Genomic DNA, 15,793 nt, shown 5'->3' on the forward strand with positions numbered 1-15,793 from the left:
TCTTCCTCCCATCAACATGCGCATTGGGCCGAGGGAATAAAAGCTGGCGTCGAGGCTTCTCGCAAGGGAGCAAGCCCGAATCTCGCACATATTATTTTCGCCGCCGCGCGCCGGCGCTCCTTCTGTTCCTCCCGGGCGCCGGCGGATGATGACGTTGAGACCACGCACTCGCTTACTTCGGCTGGCGGGCGAGGCGGCGATAATATTCTTCGACCAGGCGCCGGTACTCTGGCGGAACAGCCATTTCCTCGGCCAGTCGCAGCCGATCCGCTCCCAGACGCTCCTGCTGCCGACGACTCAATTCCCATTCCAAGCGTCGAAGTGGATCGAGCACCTGGCGCTTCAACCGCTCGATCTCCTCCGGATCGTGGAACAATCGCGCTTCATCGAGGCGTCGCAGTTCGGCGATGATCCGATTGACGTCATCCACAAGATCGCGCAAGGGCATGAGGCGACGCAATTCCTCGGCTTCCTCCACGCGTTCATCGAGTTCGCGCCGAAGCTGTCGAAGGGCCTCGCCGAGATCGCGGCCCTGCGAGGGCGACGGTCTCCCGAAAGCGGTGGCATCGGCTGTGGAATCCCGAGCTGGACCGCGACTCCCCAGAGGGTTCACGCGCACTTCTCCCGTGCGTTGTCCGCCCGAAGGCTCTCGCGAAGATTCCGGCGTCGCCGATGCTCGCTCTCCCGAGCGATCTGCCCGTCCCCGCTGATCGCCCGCGCGCGAAGTCCCTTGTGCCGAAGCGCGCGATTCGCCTCGCGACTCTTCTCCGCGGGGACGAGCATTCCCGCGCTCGGCCGACAATCGGTCGCTGAGCGACTGGAGATTTTCGGCCAGGCGGCGCGCACGCTCTTGAGCCTCGGCCAAACGCTCATCGGGCGATCGCGATCCCGCGTTGCGCGCCGCCTCATCGAGTCGGCGGGCGACTTCGCCGAGCGCTCGAGCGATCGCACGCTCGCGCTCGGCGGCATATTCGAGCCACCGATTTTCGAGCAACTGAATTCCCTGCTCGATCTGCTCGGGCACGCGCTCGCGCTGAATCGTCTCAGCAGCCGCCGAGAGCCCTCTCGCCGCAGCGGCGTCATTCTCCTGCCGCGCTCGTCGCGCGGCGTCTTCGATCTGTTGTCTCAAGCGAGAGACCTCTTCGGCGAGCGCCGATTTCCGATCGCGGAGCGACGGTCGCGCGGCCTCCAAGGGAGCGCGATCGGATTCACGAGCGAGGCGTTCGACTTCGCGCGCGATCCGCTCCTGATGCTCGCGCGCTTCGCGAGCGCGGTCTCGCAGCCGACGAATCTCTTCAGCCAACTGCGAACGCTGGGCCGATTGGAGCTGACGCCGCGCCGCCTGCAGATGTTCCAAGGCTTGCGCTCGATGCGCCGTGGCCTCGCGGCCATCCGATGCGCTGCGCGCGCGCTGCATCTCGCGCGCTGCTCGTTCCAATTGCTGCCGAACCTGCTCCAAGCGCGCGTCGCGCCGTTCCCGCGTCAATCGTTCGAGCTGTCGCGCCAGCTCGCGCACTTGCTCGGCCATCTGCCCGTCGTCCCCAGAGCCCCCACCGGAGGCCCCTTGCCGCAAGCGCTGCTCCAGAAGCCGCTGCTGCCGCTCGGCCAACTCCCGCAACCGTCGCTCCAGCTCCTCCAGTTGCCGATCGCGCGCTTGTCCGCGATCCCGCTGGATCGTCTCGTACTGGTTCTTCATCTTGTCCAGCTCCAGCTCGAAGAGATCAGCCAGATCCTGCGCGCGCGCATTGCCTCCATTTTGTCCGCGATCGGCGAACGCGACCTGGATCTCTCGAAAGATGGCATCGGCGCGCAGAAGTTGCTGGTAGGCTCGCTGCTCAAAAGGCAGGGCTTCCTTGAGACGGCGCGCTCGCAATTCCTCGATGGCGCGTCCCATCTCCCCCACGGCCGCGCTCAAGGCATCGAAGAGCTTTTTGAAATCCTCCATCTCCTCCAAGCCCTCGCCGAGTCGCCGTCGCATGCGATCCACGACCGTCTGCACATCCTCGCGCAGCTTCGACTGCGCCAGCTCGAGCGTATTCACGTTCTCTCGAAATTCCTCGGCCGAGACGCGATCCTTCTCCCGAAGGACGCGCCAGGTCGCCGCGATGATCTCTTTCTGTCGTTCGGCGAACGCGCTCTCGCGCTCTCCCATCCCTTGGCCCGTGGGCGTTTGCTGCGCCTGGCGGAATCGCCGATCGAACGGTCGGACTTCGAGGAAGTAGATATCGCTCGTCGCAACGCCAGGACCAGTCGCCGTATTGTTGTCACGGGCGGTGACGTAATAGCTGACCACGTCGCCGGGTTGCAAGTTCCACTCTTCGAGGAAGAACGTGTGCGATCCAGTGATGGATCGCGAGGGCGTGCCGCGGGATTGATAGAGCGTCACCGTTTGCTCCGGCCCGCCATTGACCGAATAACGAAGCTCCACACGCGCGATCCCGTAATCGTCTTCGGCGCGCGCTTCGGTGAAGACCTCCTGGATGGCCGTCACCTTCATATCGCGCCCCGGCTTCTCGATGGCGATCGTCGGAGGAGCATCCTCCAACGCTTCGATCGAATACTCGCGCGAGGCGGCATAGGCCTCTCCCGCGAGAGGTTGCACCCGAACGTGGTACCGAGCGTTCTTAGAGATGATGAAGGAAGCGGTGAAGCTCGACGACGTTCCGCTCGGCGCCATCGCCAGCGTGCTCCCATCATCGAAGACGAGCTGCGCTTCCCGCACGCGCCCGTTGAGCTGGGCCGTCACCGTCACGCGCGTTCCCTTCAAGGCCGCGATGTCCCCACCGTCCTCGACTTTGTGCGAAGGTTGTCCCGTATACGCCGGATAGACATAGAGCAACTCGAGCCGACTCACGCGTGGCCAATCTACAACCTCCAGACGAAAAGTCGGCGAGTGGATGGCGCGCGCCGTCACATAGTATTCGATCGAACGTTGGACGTTCGCGAAGAGAAAACGGAAAGTGCGGGGCTCCGAAGCCTCCATCGGTTGCTCCTGCCAATTCGATTCGCCTTCCGATCGGAAGACAATACGCGCCGAGTCAGCCTCGAAATTCTGTAGTGTGGCGGTCACGACCTGATCGAGGCCGCGTGGGATACGCGCATCACCAGGATACACGCGAATCGCCGGGTCTGGGGCCACGGCGATTCCCCCCGGCACATAGAGTCGCCCCAGGCCGATACGCAGCGCTTCCGGTCCGATGGCGAGGAGCATCGCGAAGAGTGCAAGAGGCGCTACCGCCAGAAGCGCGCGAAGGCGCAACCGGCGCGTCGAAAGCACGCTCTCTTCGCGCACCATCGAACACTGCGCGAGCGCGTCGGCGAGCAATCGGTGGACGAGCGCGGGAGAAAAGCCTTGCACGGGTTCCGACGAGCGCGCCGAAGCTGCGATCGAAGCCCCCGCGACAGCCGCGCCCGATCGAGAGAGAATCTCGATGGCCGTCACCAACCGATCTTCAAGAAGAGGCTCGCGCTCCTCGATGAAGCGCGCGAAGGTCACCTCGTCGGGAATTCGGCGTAGCGGTCGCCACACGAAAGCGTAGACGATCCCGAGCACGACGAACGCCGTAGCTACGCGGAGCGTTGTCAGAACCTCCGGCGCTACGGGCACGCGCGCCGCCATGAGCCCGGCGAAGGTGAACCACCCAACGAGCGCCGAGCCAGCAAGAGCTGCCTGTCGCAGCCAGTATCCCCACAGCCATCGCCGACGCAGGCGATGGACGAACTGAAGCAACATCTCCGATGAAGGCATGGTCATCGTCCTTCCTCCTTCGGCGAAGAGATTCCGAGTGTTCCTCGGACTCTCCCCATCGTTCGGTCGGCCAAGACGGCCTCCGAGATCAGCAACAAGAGCGCCGCGAGAAGTAAAGCGCGCCACATGGTCTGGCGCTCCGCTTGAACGCGTTCTTCACCCGGGTCGGCAGTGCGTCGGCTCATCTCCCTTCCGCCCATCGCCGCCATCATGCGCTCGCGCTCGGCTTCGTCCATCTTCGTGAGATCCGACTCTCCGGCTTCGACATTGACGGCCACAGGCTCTTCTCCGCCCACGCGTCGTATGCGATAGACGCCGATGCGCTCCGGCATGAACCGAGTCGAATCTTCGGATACCTCCTCCCCTCCGCGATGGAGGCGTTCTCCGTCGGGAGCGAAGACGGCGAGTGGAGCGGCGGGCTCCGCATCCGCGAGAGCGACGTTCTCCCCGACGCGGAAGAAGGACCGCAGCGAGGCGGCCCTCACCGACACGAGCATTTCATGAACGAGCGGCGCATAAAGCGGTGTGAGCGGCAGATTGCTCCACCGCGCATCCAATCCGAACGCCAGAAGGAGCACCTTTCCGCGTCCGCGCGCGACCTCCAGAATCGCCGGCCATCCATCATGGAATCGCGCGAGAACGAGCGGCGAGGCATCGCGCTTCCCTTCGGCCTTTGGCTCCAGTGCAAGCCGCGCATAGCCGGAGAATCGCACGGCGGAGAAGTTCGCTCGCCGCGGATCGGCGAAAAGGCGGAAGAGCGGATGATCGGTCTCGATCTCGGTCAAGAGAGAGAACGGCTCAGAGCGCTCACCTTCGATCCTCACGCCGAGCCAAGGGCCGAATGTTCGATTGAACGTGCTCGCGTTCGTTTGAGGGCCAAGCGCGAGGATCATTCCCCCGCCCGCTGCGACGAACTCGCGCAGCGCCGTCTCCAAGGCTGAATCGAGCATCGAGGGAGCTGTGACTACGACAGCCTCCGCTCGCTTCACCTCCTCCGGCGTCGCGTCTGCGAGCGCTCGCACGACGACGCGCCCGGGACCGAACGCTTCATCGGCTAGAAGCGCCTGCTGCACATAGAAACTCGCGCTCTCCGCCAATGCGCGCGATCGCGCGCCTTCGAGCACGAGTACCGGTCGCGGCGGCTCGCGTCGAATGATCGCGAAGAAGCGATCGTCCTCGGGCAATCGATCGGGATCAAGCTCCACGCGCACGCGATTGAATCCGGGGTCGAGGGGGAATCCAGCGAACTCGACGGTCGCGACGGTCTCCGGATCGAGCACCAGTCGTTTCTCCTGGACGAGCCGATCGTTGACGAAAAGGCGAACGGACGATGACGTCGCCGAACGATGGAAATTCCCCACGCGCACGAGGAGTCGTTCCGCGTATTGCGGTGTCGTGACCCGCGCGAGCGCGCGCACATCCAAGATGGCGCGGTTTTCGCCGCCTTCGGAAGCGATGTCCACAGGAACGAGTTTCACATCGGGAGGGAGACGGATCTGGGACTCCGCAGATCGCCATCCCGCGCGTTGAAAGTCGGAGATGAGATAGATGACCCTCTCCCCGCCTTCGGCCTCTTCCAGAAGAGAGAGGGCGGCTTGTACTCCTCGCGCATAATCGGTCGCGCGGAATGTGGGACGAAGCGATCGCACGGCGGCGCGCGCGTTCGCGCGATCGGGTGAGAGGGGCGCGCGCACATCCACGCGCGTGGAGAAGCCGATCACGCCGATGCGAGCCCCGAGGGGAGCGTTCGCTATGATCGCCTCCGCCTTCTCGCGCGCTCGTGCGAAGCGCGCATCATAGCGCATGCTGAGCGAACAATCCACAAGCAGGACGAGCGCCGCTCCGAAACGCCCTTCCCCGCTGTGACCCCGCAGATACGGGCGCGCGAAGGCGAAGACGAGCAGCAACAGAGCCATCGCGCGCAACAGGAAGAGGAGCCAATGCCTCAAACGTCTCCGCTTGTGCACGGGTTCTGGCAGTCGTCGCAAGAATAGGACCGACGCGAAAGGGATGCGCTGCTTCGGCTCCCGCCGCATCAGATGAATGAGCACTGGGATGAGGAGCGAGAGCGCGCCGAGCAAAAACCATGGACTCAGAAACGACATCGCATGCCCCTCACTGAAGGCGCGCCCGCCGTCCGAGATAGGTGTAGAGCGCCCAATCGAGCGGTTGCGTCGTGAGCACCCGCTGATACGCGATCCCATGAGCGCGACAAAAGCGCTCCACCTCATCCAGATGTCGGCGAACGGCCTCGCGATAGTCAGCGCTGAGCGCATCGGGCGCGATGGGAATCTCCTCCCCCGTCTCCATGTCCACGAAGCGCGCAGCTTCCGTGAACGGGAACTCCACCTCCGAAGCATCCAGGAGGTGAAAGACGATGAGGTCCTGTCCTTGGGCTCGGAGAAGCCGCAAGGCGGATCCCAACACATCCGGCGGCTCGTACAGGTCCGAGAGGAGGATGATGATGCCGCGCCGCCGCACGCGCTCGGCGATGCGCCGCAGTGCGTCCGCGATCGCTGACGTCCCCCCCGGCTTCAGCCGTTCCAACGTGCTCAATAGGAGATGGAGCTGCCCTGGTCGCAATCGCGCCGGAATGTACTCCACAATTCCGCGATCGAAAGTGATCAAGCCGACAGCGTCGTTCTGTCGCGTCGCCAGATAAGCGAGCGACGCGGCCAGATAACATGCATACTCACGCTTCTCGATGGCCGGCGGTTGCCGATAGGCCATCGAGGCACTCACATCCAGGAGGATATACACGCGCGTGTTCGTGTCGCCTCGAAACTTTTTGATGTAAGTCCGGTCGGTCCGCGCCAAGACCTTCCAGTCGAGATACCGAAGATCGTCGCCGGGCATATATGGACGATACTCCGCGAAATCCACGCTGAAGCCGATGTAGGGTGAACGATGTAAGCCAGCGAGGAATCCCTCGACGACCGTGCGCGCCAGCAGTTCCAGCGACGAGATCTTCGCCAGCACTTCCGGACGCAAGAATCGAAATGTCGGACGCGATCCCTCAGCGGACCGATTCATACCGAGAGACCCGATGTCGGTTCCGGCACCGCCTCCAACAGGCGGCGGATGATCTCCTCCGAATTCACCCCTTCGGATTCGGCCTGGAAATTCACGAGGATGCGATGGCGCAGGACCGGATATGCGAGCGCGCGCACATCCTCGCACGAGACATGATAGCGACCGTTCAAGATCGCGCGGGCTTTCCCCCCGAGGATGAGGAACTGCGAGGCGCGCAGGCTCGCTCCCCAATTGACCCACTTGCGGACGAAGTCGAAGGCGCCGTTCCCCGGCCGGCTCGCCCCCACCAAGCGCACGGCATAGCGGATGACCGAGTCGGCCGCCGGCACCTGGCGAATCAAGCGCTGGAATTCGATGATGTCCCGTCCTGTGATCTGCCGCTCGAAGACGACGTCTTGCGGCACCGTCGTCGCTCGCACGACTTCCACTTCTTCCTCTTCGCTCAAGTAGCCGATCTTGATGTTGAACATGAAGCGATCCAACTGCGCTTCCGGAAGCGGATATGTTCCCTCCAACTCGATCGGATTCTGCGTCGCGAGCACGAAGAAGGGCTTCGGCAGCTCGTAGGTCACGCCCTGCACCGTCACCGCCCCCTCCTGCATCGCCTCCAGCAACGCCGCCTGCGTCTTCGGCGGCGTTCGATTGATCTCATCCGCCAAGACGATGTTGGCGAAGATGGGCCCGGGCACGAAATGGAAATGCCGCTTGCCCGTCGCTCGATCTTCTTCGATGACCTCCGTCCCCGTGATGTCGCTCGGCATGAGATCGGGAGTGAACTGAATGCGCTTGAACTTCAAATCGAGGGCATTGGCGATCGTCTTGATCAAGAGTGTCTTGGCTAATCCCGGCACTCCTGTGATGATCGAATGGCCGCCGACGAAGAGCGAGATGAGCACCTGTTCGATCACGTCGTCCTGTCCGATGATCACCTTCCGGATCTCCCGCAGGATCTGCTCCTTCGCTCGGACGAGCTTCTCCAGCAATTCCTCATCGCGAGTTTGATCCACGGCCTTATTGATGAGCATCGCGTTCTCTCCTTCCCTTCCGGAAATCCGGCGAGCCGATGAAGCTCGCCTCAAATGGCGAAATGCCGCTCAATGTGTCAAGGCATAGATGGCGTAATTCACGCCGAACTTAAACGCCTCGTTCGTATACTCGATAGGCGCGAAGGGATCGTCCGACCACTCCCAGTATTCGCTCACATCGTTGTTGTAGTTGACGATCATCATCAAGCGCCCCTTCTTGTCCGAGAGTCCGAAGAACTTCGGCGCCCCCTCGCCATAAGGAGGGGGCACCTCCAGCGTCTTGATGCTGAAGAAGCAATTGAAGATGGGATGCGAGATGTCCAACTCCTGAAGCTCCAGATCGGGGAATGCACGGCGCAAATGCGCGCGAAGATTCTCCAAGGCCCACTCCTCTCGGAAATCATCCACGATGAGGAAGCCTCCGCGCAGCAGATACTCGCGCAAGCCTTCGATCTCTCGATCGCTCAAGCTCATGAATCCGACCTCGCAGAGGTAAGCGAAAGGATATTTGAAGAGTCGCGGATCGTCAAAACGGAGGATCACTTCATCGGGATTGGGGTCCACGAGGCTCACTTCGCTCAAGATCTTCATCAAGTGGCGCCCGCCGCGGGGATAATCGTGCGCCCAAGGCGGCACGCCGCCAAAGAACGCGCGCGAGGAGAATCGCCCGCCGTACTGAATGCGGGCGAAGGTGAACCGATTCGAATGCGCGTCCAGGTTCGCGCTCGGCTGCGCCTCTTTGCGCGGCGCTCCGCTCAGGAGCACCGCGAGCGCGCACCCGATGAGCCACACGCGCGGATGATGAGAACGGCTTCGATGTCTCATCCCTCTCCCTCCCACGCTTCAATGCTCGACGAGTTTCAAAAGGAGCGCTTGCGCTTTCTCGAATCCGGGCGCGATCTCCAGCGCCCGCAGGATTTCGCGTCGCGCCTCCGCGCGCGCGCCCTTCGCCAACAAAGCTCGCGCGAGCTGATAATGCGCTTCCGCGCGATCCGGCGGGTTCAGATGCAAGACAGCGGAGAACGCGCGCACGGCTCGCTCCGGTTGATTCTGCTCCAGATAAAACTCTCCGGCCTGCGCCTGCACGTCTCGATCCAAGGGAGAAATCGCCAGGATGGCCTCCAATGCATTCTCAGCAATGTCCTTCTTCCCCAGCTTGAGCGCCAGTCGAAGGACGCGCCGCAACACCTCTTCATTCGCCTCCTCGCGAGTCGCCCACTGTTGGAGCACCGACAAAGCCTCGGCTTCGTCCCCACGCGCCTCGAAGATCGCCGCCAGCGCTTCGTAGGCATTCTCGGGTCCCGTGTAGAAGGGGAAGAGGCGAATCGCCTCGCGCAAATGGACGATGGCCGCTTCCAAATCTCCACGCGCGCGGAGTATCCGCCCCAGGCGCAAATGCGCGGCGAAATTCTCCGGATGACGCGCGAGCGCCGCTCGAGCCTCTTCCTCCGAGACCTGCGGTCGCCTGAGCAGATGCAGATCGAGTCGCGAGAGATAAGGCCCAATCTCTCGCGCCACATGCTCACGAAAGAGCCGATCCAACTCCTCCACGCTCATGCCCAGCGCTTTCTGAAACACTCCTTCGGTGCGCTCCCCCTGGCGATAAAGCGCGAGCATATGGCGCAGTCGCTCAAACCCGAATCGCTCCACGATGAACTCGACGACGAGCGAAGCCTGAAAATAGGCGAGGGAGAGCGCCTGCGGAGACGAAGGGCGAAGGAACGCCGCCTCCAAATGGCGCAAGGGGACGAACTGCCCTTCCGCGAAAGCGTGCGCGAATTCGAGCGTCCATTGATGCCCCCATCCGGGTCGCGCCCGCCGCTCTTCATAAACCGAGATGCCCTCGGAGAACCATCGCGGGATACGATAGGCCGTCGCCTGCAGCGTGATCACATGCACGAACTCGTGCCATGCCGTGCTCGCCCAGTTGAACGATCCCTGCGGGCGCGCCGAAGGGGAATCCATCACGATCACCCGTCCGAAGCACGCGCCGAGCGCTCCGAGCCCCGGCAGCCCGACGGTCTTCACGGCGAAGTCCTCGTGATTGGGGAACAGCTCGACGATGATCGGCCCATCGGGTCGAAACTGATACCGTTCGCTGAGCCGTCCATACGCGCGTTCGAGCAGATCTGCCACAAGCGGCGCGACGACGGGATGCTCCGAAGGCGCCATGCGAATGAGGAAATGCTCTGTGATCGTCTCCCGATAGGCGCGCATGCTGTCGAGCAGATCGAGCGTGTTCTTCACCCAGACATTGAACGGATCTCCGGCGAAGGCGCGCTCCAAGACCTCGCGCCCCTCTGCATCGCGCCCGAGGCGCAAGAGGTTCAATCCTAATGTCGCCCATGCTCGCCACAGCCACGGCGACAGCTCAACGGCGCGCCGCGCGAACTCGACGGCTTCAGGATATCGGCGGTTGAGCACAGCGAAATCGGCGAGCGTGGCGTACAGCTCGCCATAGCGCGGATTCGATCTCAGCACGCGCTGAATCTCCTCAGCCAGCTCGGCCGCGCGATCCTCCAGATAAAAGGCCACAGCGCGCAACGCGCGCGTCGAGAGCGAGTGCGGATTCACGCGAAGTGCCTCCCCGAGATGCCGCTCGGCCGTCTCGATATCGCCCACTTCCAGCAACAGCGCTGCCATGAGATCGTGAGCTTCGACCAGCCGCGGATTCACTGCGAGCGCCCGTTGCACATGGGCGAATGCTTCGCTTCCACCGTTGATCCGCGTGCTCCGAGCAAGCCCCAGATGCGCCCGCGCGCAATGGGGATTGATCCGCAAGGCGTCGCGGAAGAAGCTCGCGGCCTCCGCGTAGTTGTACCTTTCGACGAAGAGATCGCCGGCTTGCAGATACGCTTCCCGAAATGCGGGATCGCGCTCGATGGCCTCGGCATACAACTCATTCGCCTCATGCGGACGGTCCAAATAGGCGAACGCGCGCGCCGCCCACGTCAGGTCTTCCGCCGATTGCAGCCCTTGCGCGAGAGCTTGTGCGGTGAGACGGCGCAGCCATTCGCGTGCTTCCTCAACGCGTCCCATCTGCCACAAGACCCACCCCTTTTGCACGCCCGCGCGGAGGCGGCCCGGCCATCCTTCGTGCGCGAGCGCGCGATCGAACGCTCGCTGCGCGTCCTCGTATCGGCCAGTCATCAGATGAATCTCCCCGAGCAGCATCTCCAAGCGCGCTATTTCGCCGGTGGTGAGAGCGCGGTCCGCACGCGCGAGGACCTCGCGGGCGGTCCGTTCGGCGTCCTCATATCGCCCCGTCTCCGCATAAGCCGTGATCAATCCTTCCGCCGCGCGGGCTGGTTGCTGATCGAGCGCCATTTGAAGTCGAGCGATCGCCTCCGCATATTCCCCGCGCCGCAGCTTCTCCCATCCCGCGTCGAGCGACGACTGCGCCGCCGCTCGTTCGCCTACTGCCAGCAAAACGAAGAGAACTAGGAGACGACCTCCCGTCCGCCACGCGCGGTTTCCGACGCTCGATCGCGTCCACAGCGACCACGTCATGCGCATTCGGGTCACGGCTTCCCCCTCCGCGCGTTGATGCGTTCAGTGAGCCTGGCCAATTCCAAGAGCCATCGTTCCAACTCCCGCTCGTACTCGTCCGGCGACATCTCGGTTTTCCGCGCTTTCACCGCCTCGATCTTCTCAAGGAGCGCCTGCCGTTGGCGAAGCAGCGCGCGCAATTCCTCATCTTCCTCGCCGATCTCGACGGGCGCTTCCAGATACACGGTTCGAGCCAACCGTCCATCCCCCTCACCGATTTCCCCGTGTCCGATGCCATCGCCATTATCGTCGAGGAGCGGATGTTCGGTCGCCAGGACTCCTTGCCGCGCATAATGCTCCGCCGTCAACCTGGTGGCGAAGGCGAATGCTTCCGCGAGCGACGTGCGTCCGTCCTTGTCGGTGTCTGCCCGCGCATCGGCGAAAGCTTCGAGGAGATACTGCGCGAAGATCGTCGCTTGCTGCTCGCGCCCGCTGCGCGTGGCCGTGATGATGACCGTTCCCGGCCGACTCAGGATCGGGAGGAACGCGCCGCTGGAGCTAGCCGTATTCACGAAGACGATGTGACGAGCCCTCACTTCCGACAAGAGCGCGCGGAAATCCTCCGCCGAGAGATCTGGCCCGACCAGATTGAAATATCCGCGCTCGCCATCAAAGCTCCCATGCCCGATCAGGAAGATGACGACGAGGCTCTCGGGTGTGCTCTCGCTGCGAACGCGCTCCAGCGCGCGGCGAACGGCATCGGCCGTCGCGCGCGCCGCGTTCGGCGAACACCCGCGGCCGTCAGGGGTGAGCACGAAGATATGCTCAGGGCGAAACCGCCAGCGTTCGGTGAGGAGTCCACAGAGGCGCTCCGTCCATTCGGCAAACCGACGCTCGAATGCTGGGTCGCCGCCAAGGCCACGCACGAGCACAGCGAACCGTTCATCGGGTGCGCGTCGCTCCTCCTGTGCGTGGGCCCCGCCGAGGAGAAGCAATCCCAACGCCACGCTGATTCCCACCTTTTCGAAGAAGGCTCGCATCATATCCCTCCCCATCGCCGCCGCAGCGCCCACTCCAGCGAGAGGAAGCTCACAAGGAGCAGGAAGAGGATCGGCATGTCCCACAATTCCTTAGTCACGCGGATCGAATGCGCGCCGGCCGAATACTCCAGCTCGGGCACTAGGGCTTTGGCGTCGGTGATCGGATGGTATTCCCCTCCGGTCTCGCGCGCGAGCCATTGCAGCAGTCCGACGTTTTGCTCGGCTCCTCGGTACTCTCGATCCGGCTCGCGCACGATCAACTGAATCTCCGCCTCTCCCAACTCGCGATCGGCGCGCCGCGCGCGCGCTCGAAGACGATAGACGCCGGGCTCCGGCGTGCGAAGCATACCGACATATTCGCCTTCGTTCTCCAAAGACGGCTCCACGCGCATGCGCTCGGTCGCGCCGCGTGGCGTAGTCACCTCGACATCAACAGTGGCGTTGAGAACGGGTCGGAACAGCTCGTCCCGCACCTCCACGCGAAGAGGAGCTTCGTCCCCTACTTCGTAAGCATCCGCATCAGTCCGCACAGTGACCGGATCTTCGGCGAAGCTGACCATATATCGCAGCATCTGCTTCCAGAACGTCTCGTGCGAGAGATCGCTCGAGTCCATCTCCATCTGCCATCGCCACGAATCCGAAGGAGTGAAGGCCAGCCCGACCCCTCGACCGTATCGGTGTACGGCGAGTAGGACGGGTCGCCTCCCGGCGCGCGAAGCGTGTGTGCCCTCGAGCAAGACGAGGGCACCGGGCTTGACGCGCGCGAAGATCTCGGGCACGGTCACGCGCGGCATCGCTCGCCACGCGCGCTCGTTCGCCGCGCGATCCTCCTTCAAGCGAGTGATCGGATGGTCTCGTCCGGCTTCCGTCAGTGTCGGCGCATAGACGGCGACTTCGTCCTCGCGCGAGCTCTCCAATTGTTCTCGCCGAACCTCCACGGGAAGGACATCGGCGAGCGGCGTCAGCGCATACCCTCCCGCCGAGAACGAACGCCGACCGCCGAGCATAAGCAATCCTCCGCCGCGTCGCGCGACGAACGCCTCCATCCACTCCAACTGTTCCCGGGTGAAGAACCCGGCCTCCACGCTCCCAAGGATCAGCCCTTTGAACCGAAAGAGTTCCTCCGGACGCTCCGGGAATCCCTTGACCAACTCTTCCCCGCTCTCGACGCCCTGCCGATAGAATTTCCCTCGGGCCGTGCGCACGACCGAGACCAGGTTGAGCTGCTCGTCATCAGCGACGGCCGCGCGCAGCTTCCCGTATTCCCATCGAGGTTCCCCCTCGATGTAGAGCACGCGCACGACTTCGTCGCGCACGTCCACGATGGCCTCCAACCGATTGTTCTCCAGGATCAATTCCCGCGATTGGGGATCAACGACGAAGGCGTACCGATGCACACCGGCCTCCGAGGGCGTGAACTCCAACGCGACGGCCGAGGTCCCCGCCTCGCCGTCGCACTCGATCGGCTTCACCTGAAGCGTGCGCTCGCCTTCCAGAACGCGCACTGTCACGCGACGTTCCAATCCACGTCCGCAGCGGAGGAGGAGATCAGCTTTCACCGACGACCCTTTGAGGACGCGCCGAGGGACGCTCACGCGCACCAACTCGACATCGCGCTCGATCCGCTCTTGTCCCACGCCGACGGTGTAGATGGGAACGCGCCGCGTCGTGAACATCGGCAGAAGAGCCGATAGATCTCGCTTCGCATTATGCGCGCCATCGCTGATGAGGATGACAGCAGCCAGCGGCTCTCCCTGAAGACTCGCGAGCACACGTTCGAGTCCCATCGCGAGATCCGTTCGCGGGACGGTCGGCTGAGTCGTCAGCTCTTCACCGCTCAGCGTGAAGACGCGCACTGCAAATCTCGCCATGAGCCCGCGCCAGAATCCTCCCTCAGGATCGAGGAAGGCCCGAACGGCCTCCGCGCGAGATCGGCCGTCCATATCCGGGATTCGCATGCTGAGGGAATCGTCCACCAGGATCGCGATCGTCGCCGTGTGGGGAATGATCGAAGGGACGCTCACTACCGGCTGCAGCAGGCAGAAGATCAGCAGCGCCAGGGCGCCGAGTCGAAGACCGATCGTGACGATCTTCATCCGTCGCGGAAGCGGCTGACGCGCGCGCCGAGTGATCACATACGCGCCGCCCACTGTCGCCGCTACGAGCGCTACCCATGCGCCCGTCGAGGAGAACGCTGCGAATGAAAACTCGCCGCGCTCGAAAACGACCGGCGGATATTTGAAGAGCCATTCAAACACGCGATCCATATGCGCCCCGATTCCACACACAAGGAACGTTCCGGCGCGCTCATCGGTTGCGCCTTTCCCGCGCTCTCGCACGAAGCGCGTCTGGGCTCCTGCGGCAGGAGTGGGGACTTCAGCGCTCAGTGCTGTTCACTGGAAGCTCTCGGCGAACGCCCACCTCTTCCTGCGCATCGTGGCGACAGCGAACCGTTTCAAACAACATCTGCCGATGTCCCAGCGATCCTCAGATCGCGCATGGACATTCGATCCCGGCGCTCTCGCATGCCTCGGCGATTATATCACAGCTCGTCCGCATCGCGATATGAAGCGAGGAGCGCTCGACAATGCTCCCCTGGACGAATTCGTCCACTCTCTGCTACCTTGCTCCTCCGGACGATGGGCAGCGAGGCACTGACGTGCGCGATCGTCGGATTCGGCCGCTTCGGCCAGTTGCTCGCGCGCATTCTCCGCGAGGAGTTCTCCGTCCTCGCGTACGATCGGCAGCCCGATCACGCGACCGCTCGAGAGATCGGCGCGGAGGTGGTCTCGCTCGCGACCGCGTGCGCCGCCGATGCGCTCTTCTTTTGCGTTCCCATCTCTCAGCTCGAGTCCGCGATTCGGGAAGCGCGCCCTCACCTGCATCCCGGCACGGTCATCATGGACACTTGCTCGGTGAAGCTCTACCCGATCGAAGTGATGCGGCGCGAGCTGCCCGGGGATGTGGAGGTCTTGGGAACCCATCCGCTCTTCGGTCCCGACAGCGCGAAGGACGGCATACGGGGATTGCGCATCGTCTTCTGTCCGCTGCGCGTGAGCGCCACCACGCTGAACTTCTGGCGCTCGTTTTGGGAACGACGCGGCGTCCGCGTGCTTGAAATGTCCCCGGACGAACACGATCGCCAAGCGGCGTATTCACAAGGGATCACTCACTTCGTCGGTCGCGTGCTCGGGGAGCTCCGGCTCGAACCGGGAGAGATCACGACCAAAGGCTTCGAAGCCATCCGCGGCGTGATCGAGCAGACGACACACGATACCTGGCAACTCTTCCACGATTTGCAGCACTACAATCCCTACACGCCGCAGATGCGAGAGGATCTCATCCGCGCCTTCACGAACGTCATGCTGAAGCTCTACCCGGATGATCCGACGTTGAAGGCGCTCCGGCGAGCGCAACGCGCGCGACGGAGATCGAAGCTGGAGCGATGAGGGCCCTTC

9 protein-coding genes are annotated in these 15,793 nt (G+C 63.3%); 1 reads left to right on the forward strand and 8 read right to left on the reverse strand.

The genetic code is table 11. The features are described from left to right. Positions 1 to 172: 172 nt before the first annotated feature. The 8 genes from NZ746_05320 to NZ746_05355 all read right to left on the reverse strand — a co-directional run bounded on the left by NZ746_05320 (position 173) and on the right by NZ746_05355 (position 14,602). Complete coding sequence (locus NZ746_05320) at positions 173 to 3,754, reverse strand: hypothetical protein (GenBank protein ID MCS6816783.1); 3,582 nt, start codon at positions 3,752 to 3,754, stop codon at positions 173 to 175. After that, on the reverse strand, positions 3,751 to 5,853 hold the full coding sequence (locus tag NZ746_05325) for a BatA domain-containing protein (GenBank protein MCS6816784.1): 2,103 nt from the start codon (positions 5,851 to 5,853) through the stop codon (positions 3,751 to 3,753). The genes NZ746_05320 and NZ746_05325 overlap by 4 nt, the downstream gene beginning before the upstream one ends. 10 nt (positions 5,854 to 5,863) lie before the next feature. Beyond that, positions 5,864 to 6,781, reverse strand: coding sequence for a DUF58 domain-containing protein (locus NZ746_05330; GenBank protein ID MCS6816785.1), 918 nt, complete (start codon positions 6,779 to 6,781; stop codon positions 5,864 to 5,866). Next, positions 6,778 to 7,806, reverse strand: coding sequence for an AAA family ATPase (locus tag NZ746_05335; protein ID MCS6816786.1), 1,029 nt, complete (start codon positions 7,804 to 7,806; stop codon positions 6,778 to 6,780). The genes NZ746_05330 and NZ746_05335 overlap by 4 nt, the downstream gene beginning before the upstream one ends. Positions 7,807 to 7,875: 69 nt before the next feature. Continuing rightward, on the reverse strand, positions 7,876 to 8,631 hold the full coding sequence (locus NZ746_05340) for a DUF4159 domain-containing protein (GenBank protein MCS6816787.1): 756 nt from the start codon (positions 8,629 to 8,631) through the stop codon (positions 7,876 to 7,878). Between the two features lie 18 nt (positions 8,632 to 8,649). Continuing rightward, positions 8,650 to 11,322 carry a tetratricopeptide repeat protein gene (locus NZ746_05345; protein ID MCS6816788.1) on the reverse strand — a complete coding sequence of 891 codons (2,673 nt, stop codon included), beginning with the start codon at positions 11,320 to 11,322 and terminating at the stop codon, positions 8,650 to 8,652. A 5-nt stretch (positions 11,323 to 11,327) separates the two neighbouring features. Next, positions 11,328 to 12,338: a C13 family peptidase gene (locus NZ746_05350; GenBank protein MCS6816789.1), complete on the reverse strand. Its 1,011-nt coding sequence runs from the start codon at positions 12,336 to 12,338 to the stop codon at positions 11,328 to 11,330. Continuing rightward, complete coding sequence (locus NZ746_05355) at positions 12,335 to 14,602, reverse strand: VWA domain-containing protein (GenBank protein ID MCS6816790.1); 2,268 nt, start codon at positions 14,600 to 14,602, stop codon at positions 12,335 to 12,337. Before NZ746_05355 ends, NZ746_05350 begins: the two co-directional genes overlap by 4 nt. Before the next feature lie 372 nt (positions 14,603 to 14,974). Here NZ746_05355 and NZ746_05360 point away from each other — a divergent pair, with 372 nt between their 5' ends. Further along, entirely contained in the window at positions 14,975 to 15,784 is an 810-nt protein-coding gene (locus tag NZ746_05360; GenBank protein MCS6816791.1) for a prephenate dehydrogenase/arogenate dehydrogenase family protein, read from the forward strand. Positions 15,785 to 15,793 lie beyond the last annotated feature (9 nt).

It is taken from the genome of Blastocatellia bacterium, from assembly GCA_025055075.1.
Lineage (GTDB): Bacteria > Acidobacteriota > Blastocatellia > HR10 > HR10 > HR10.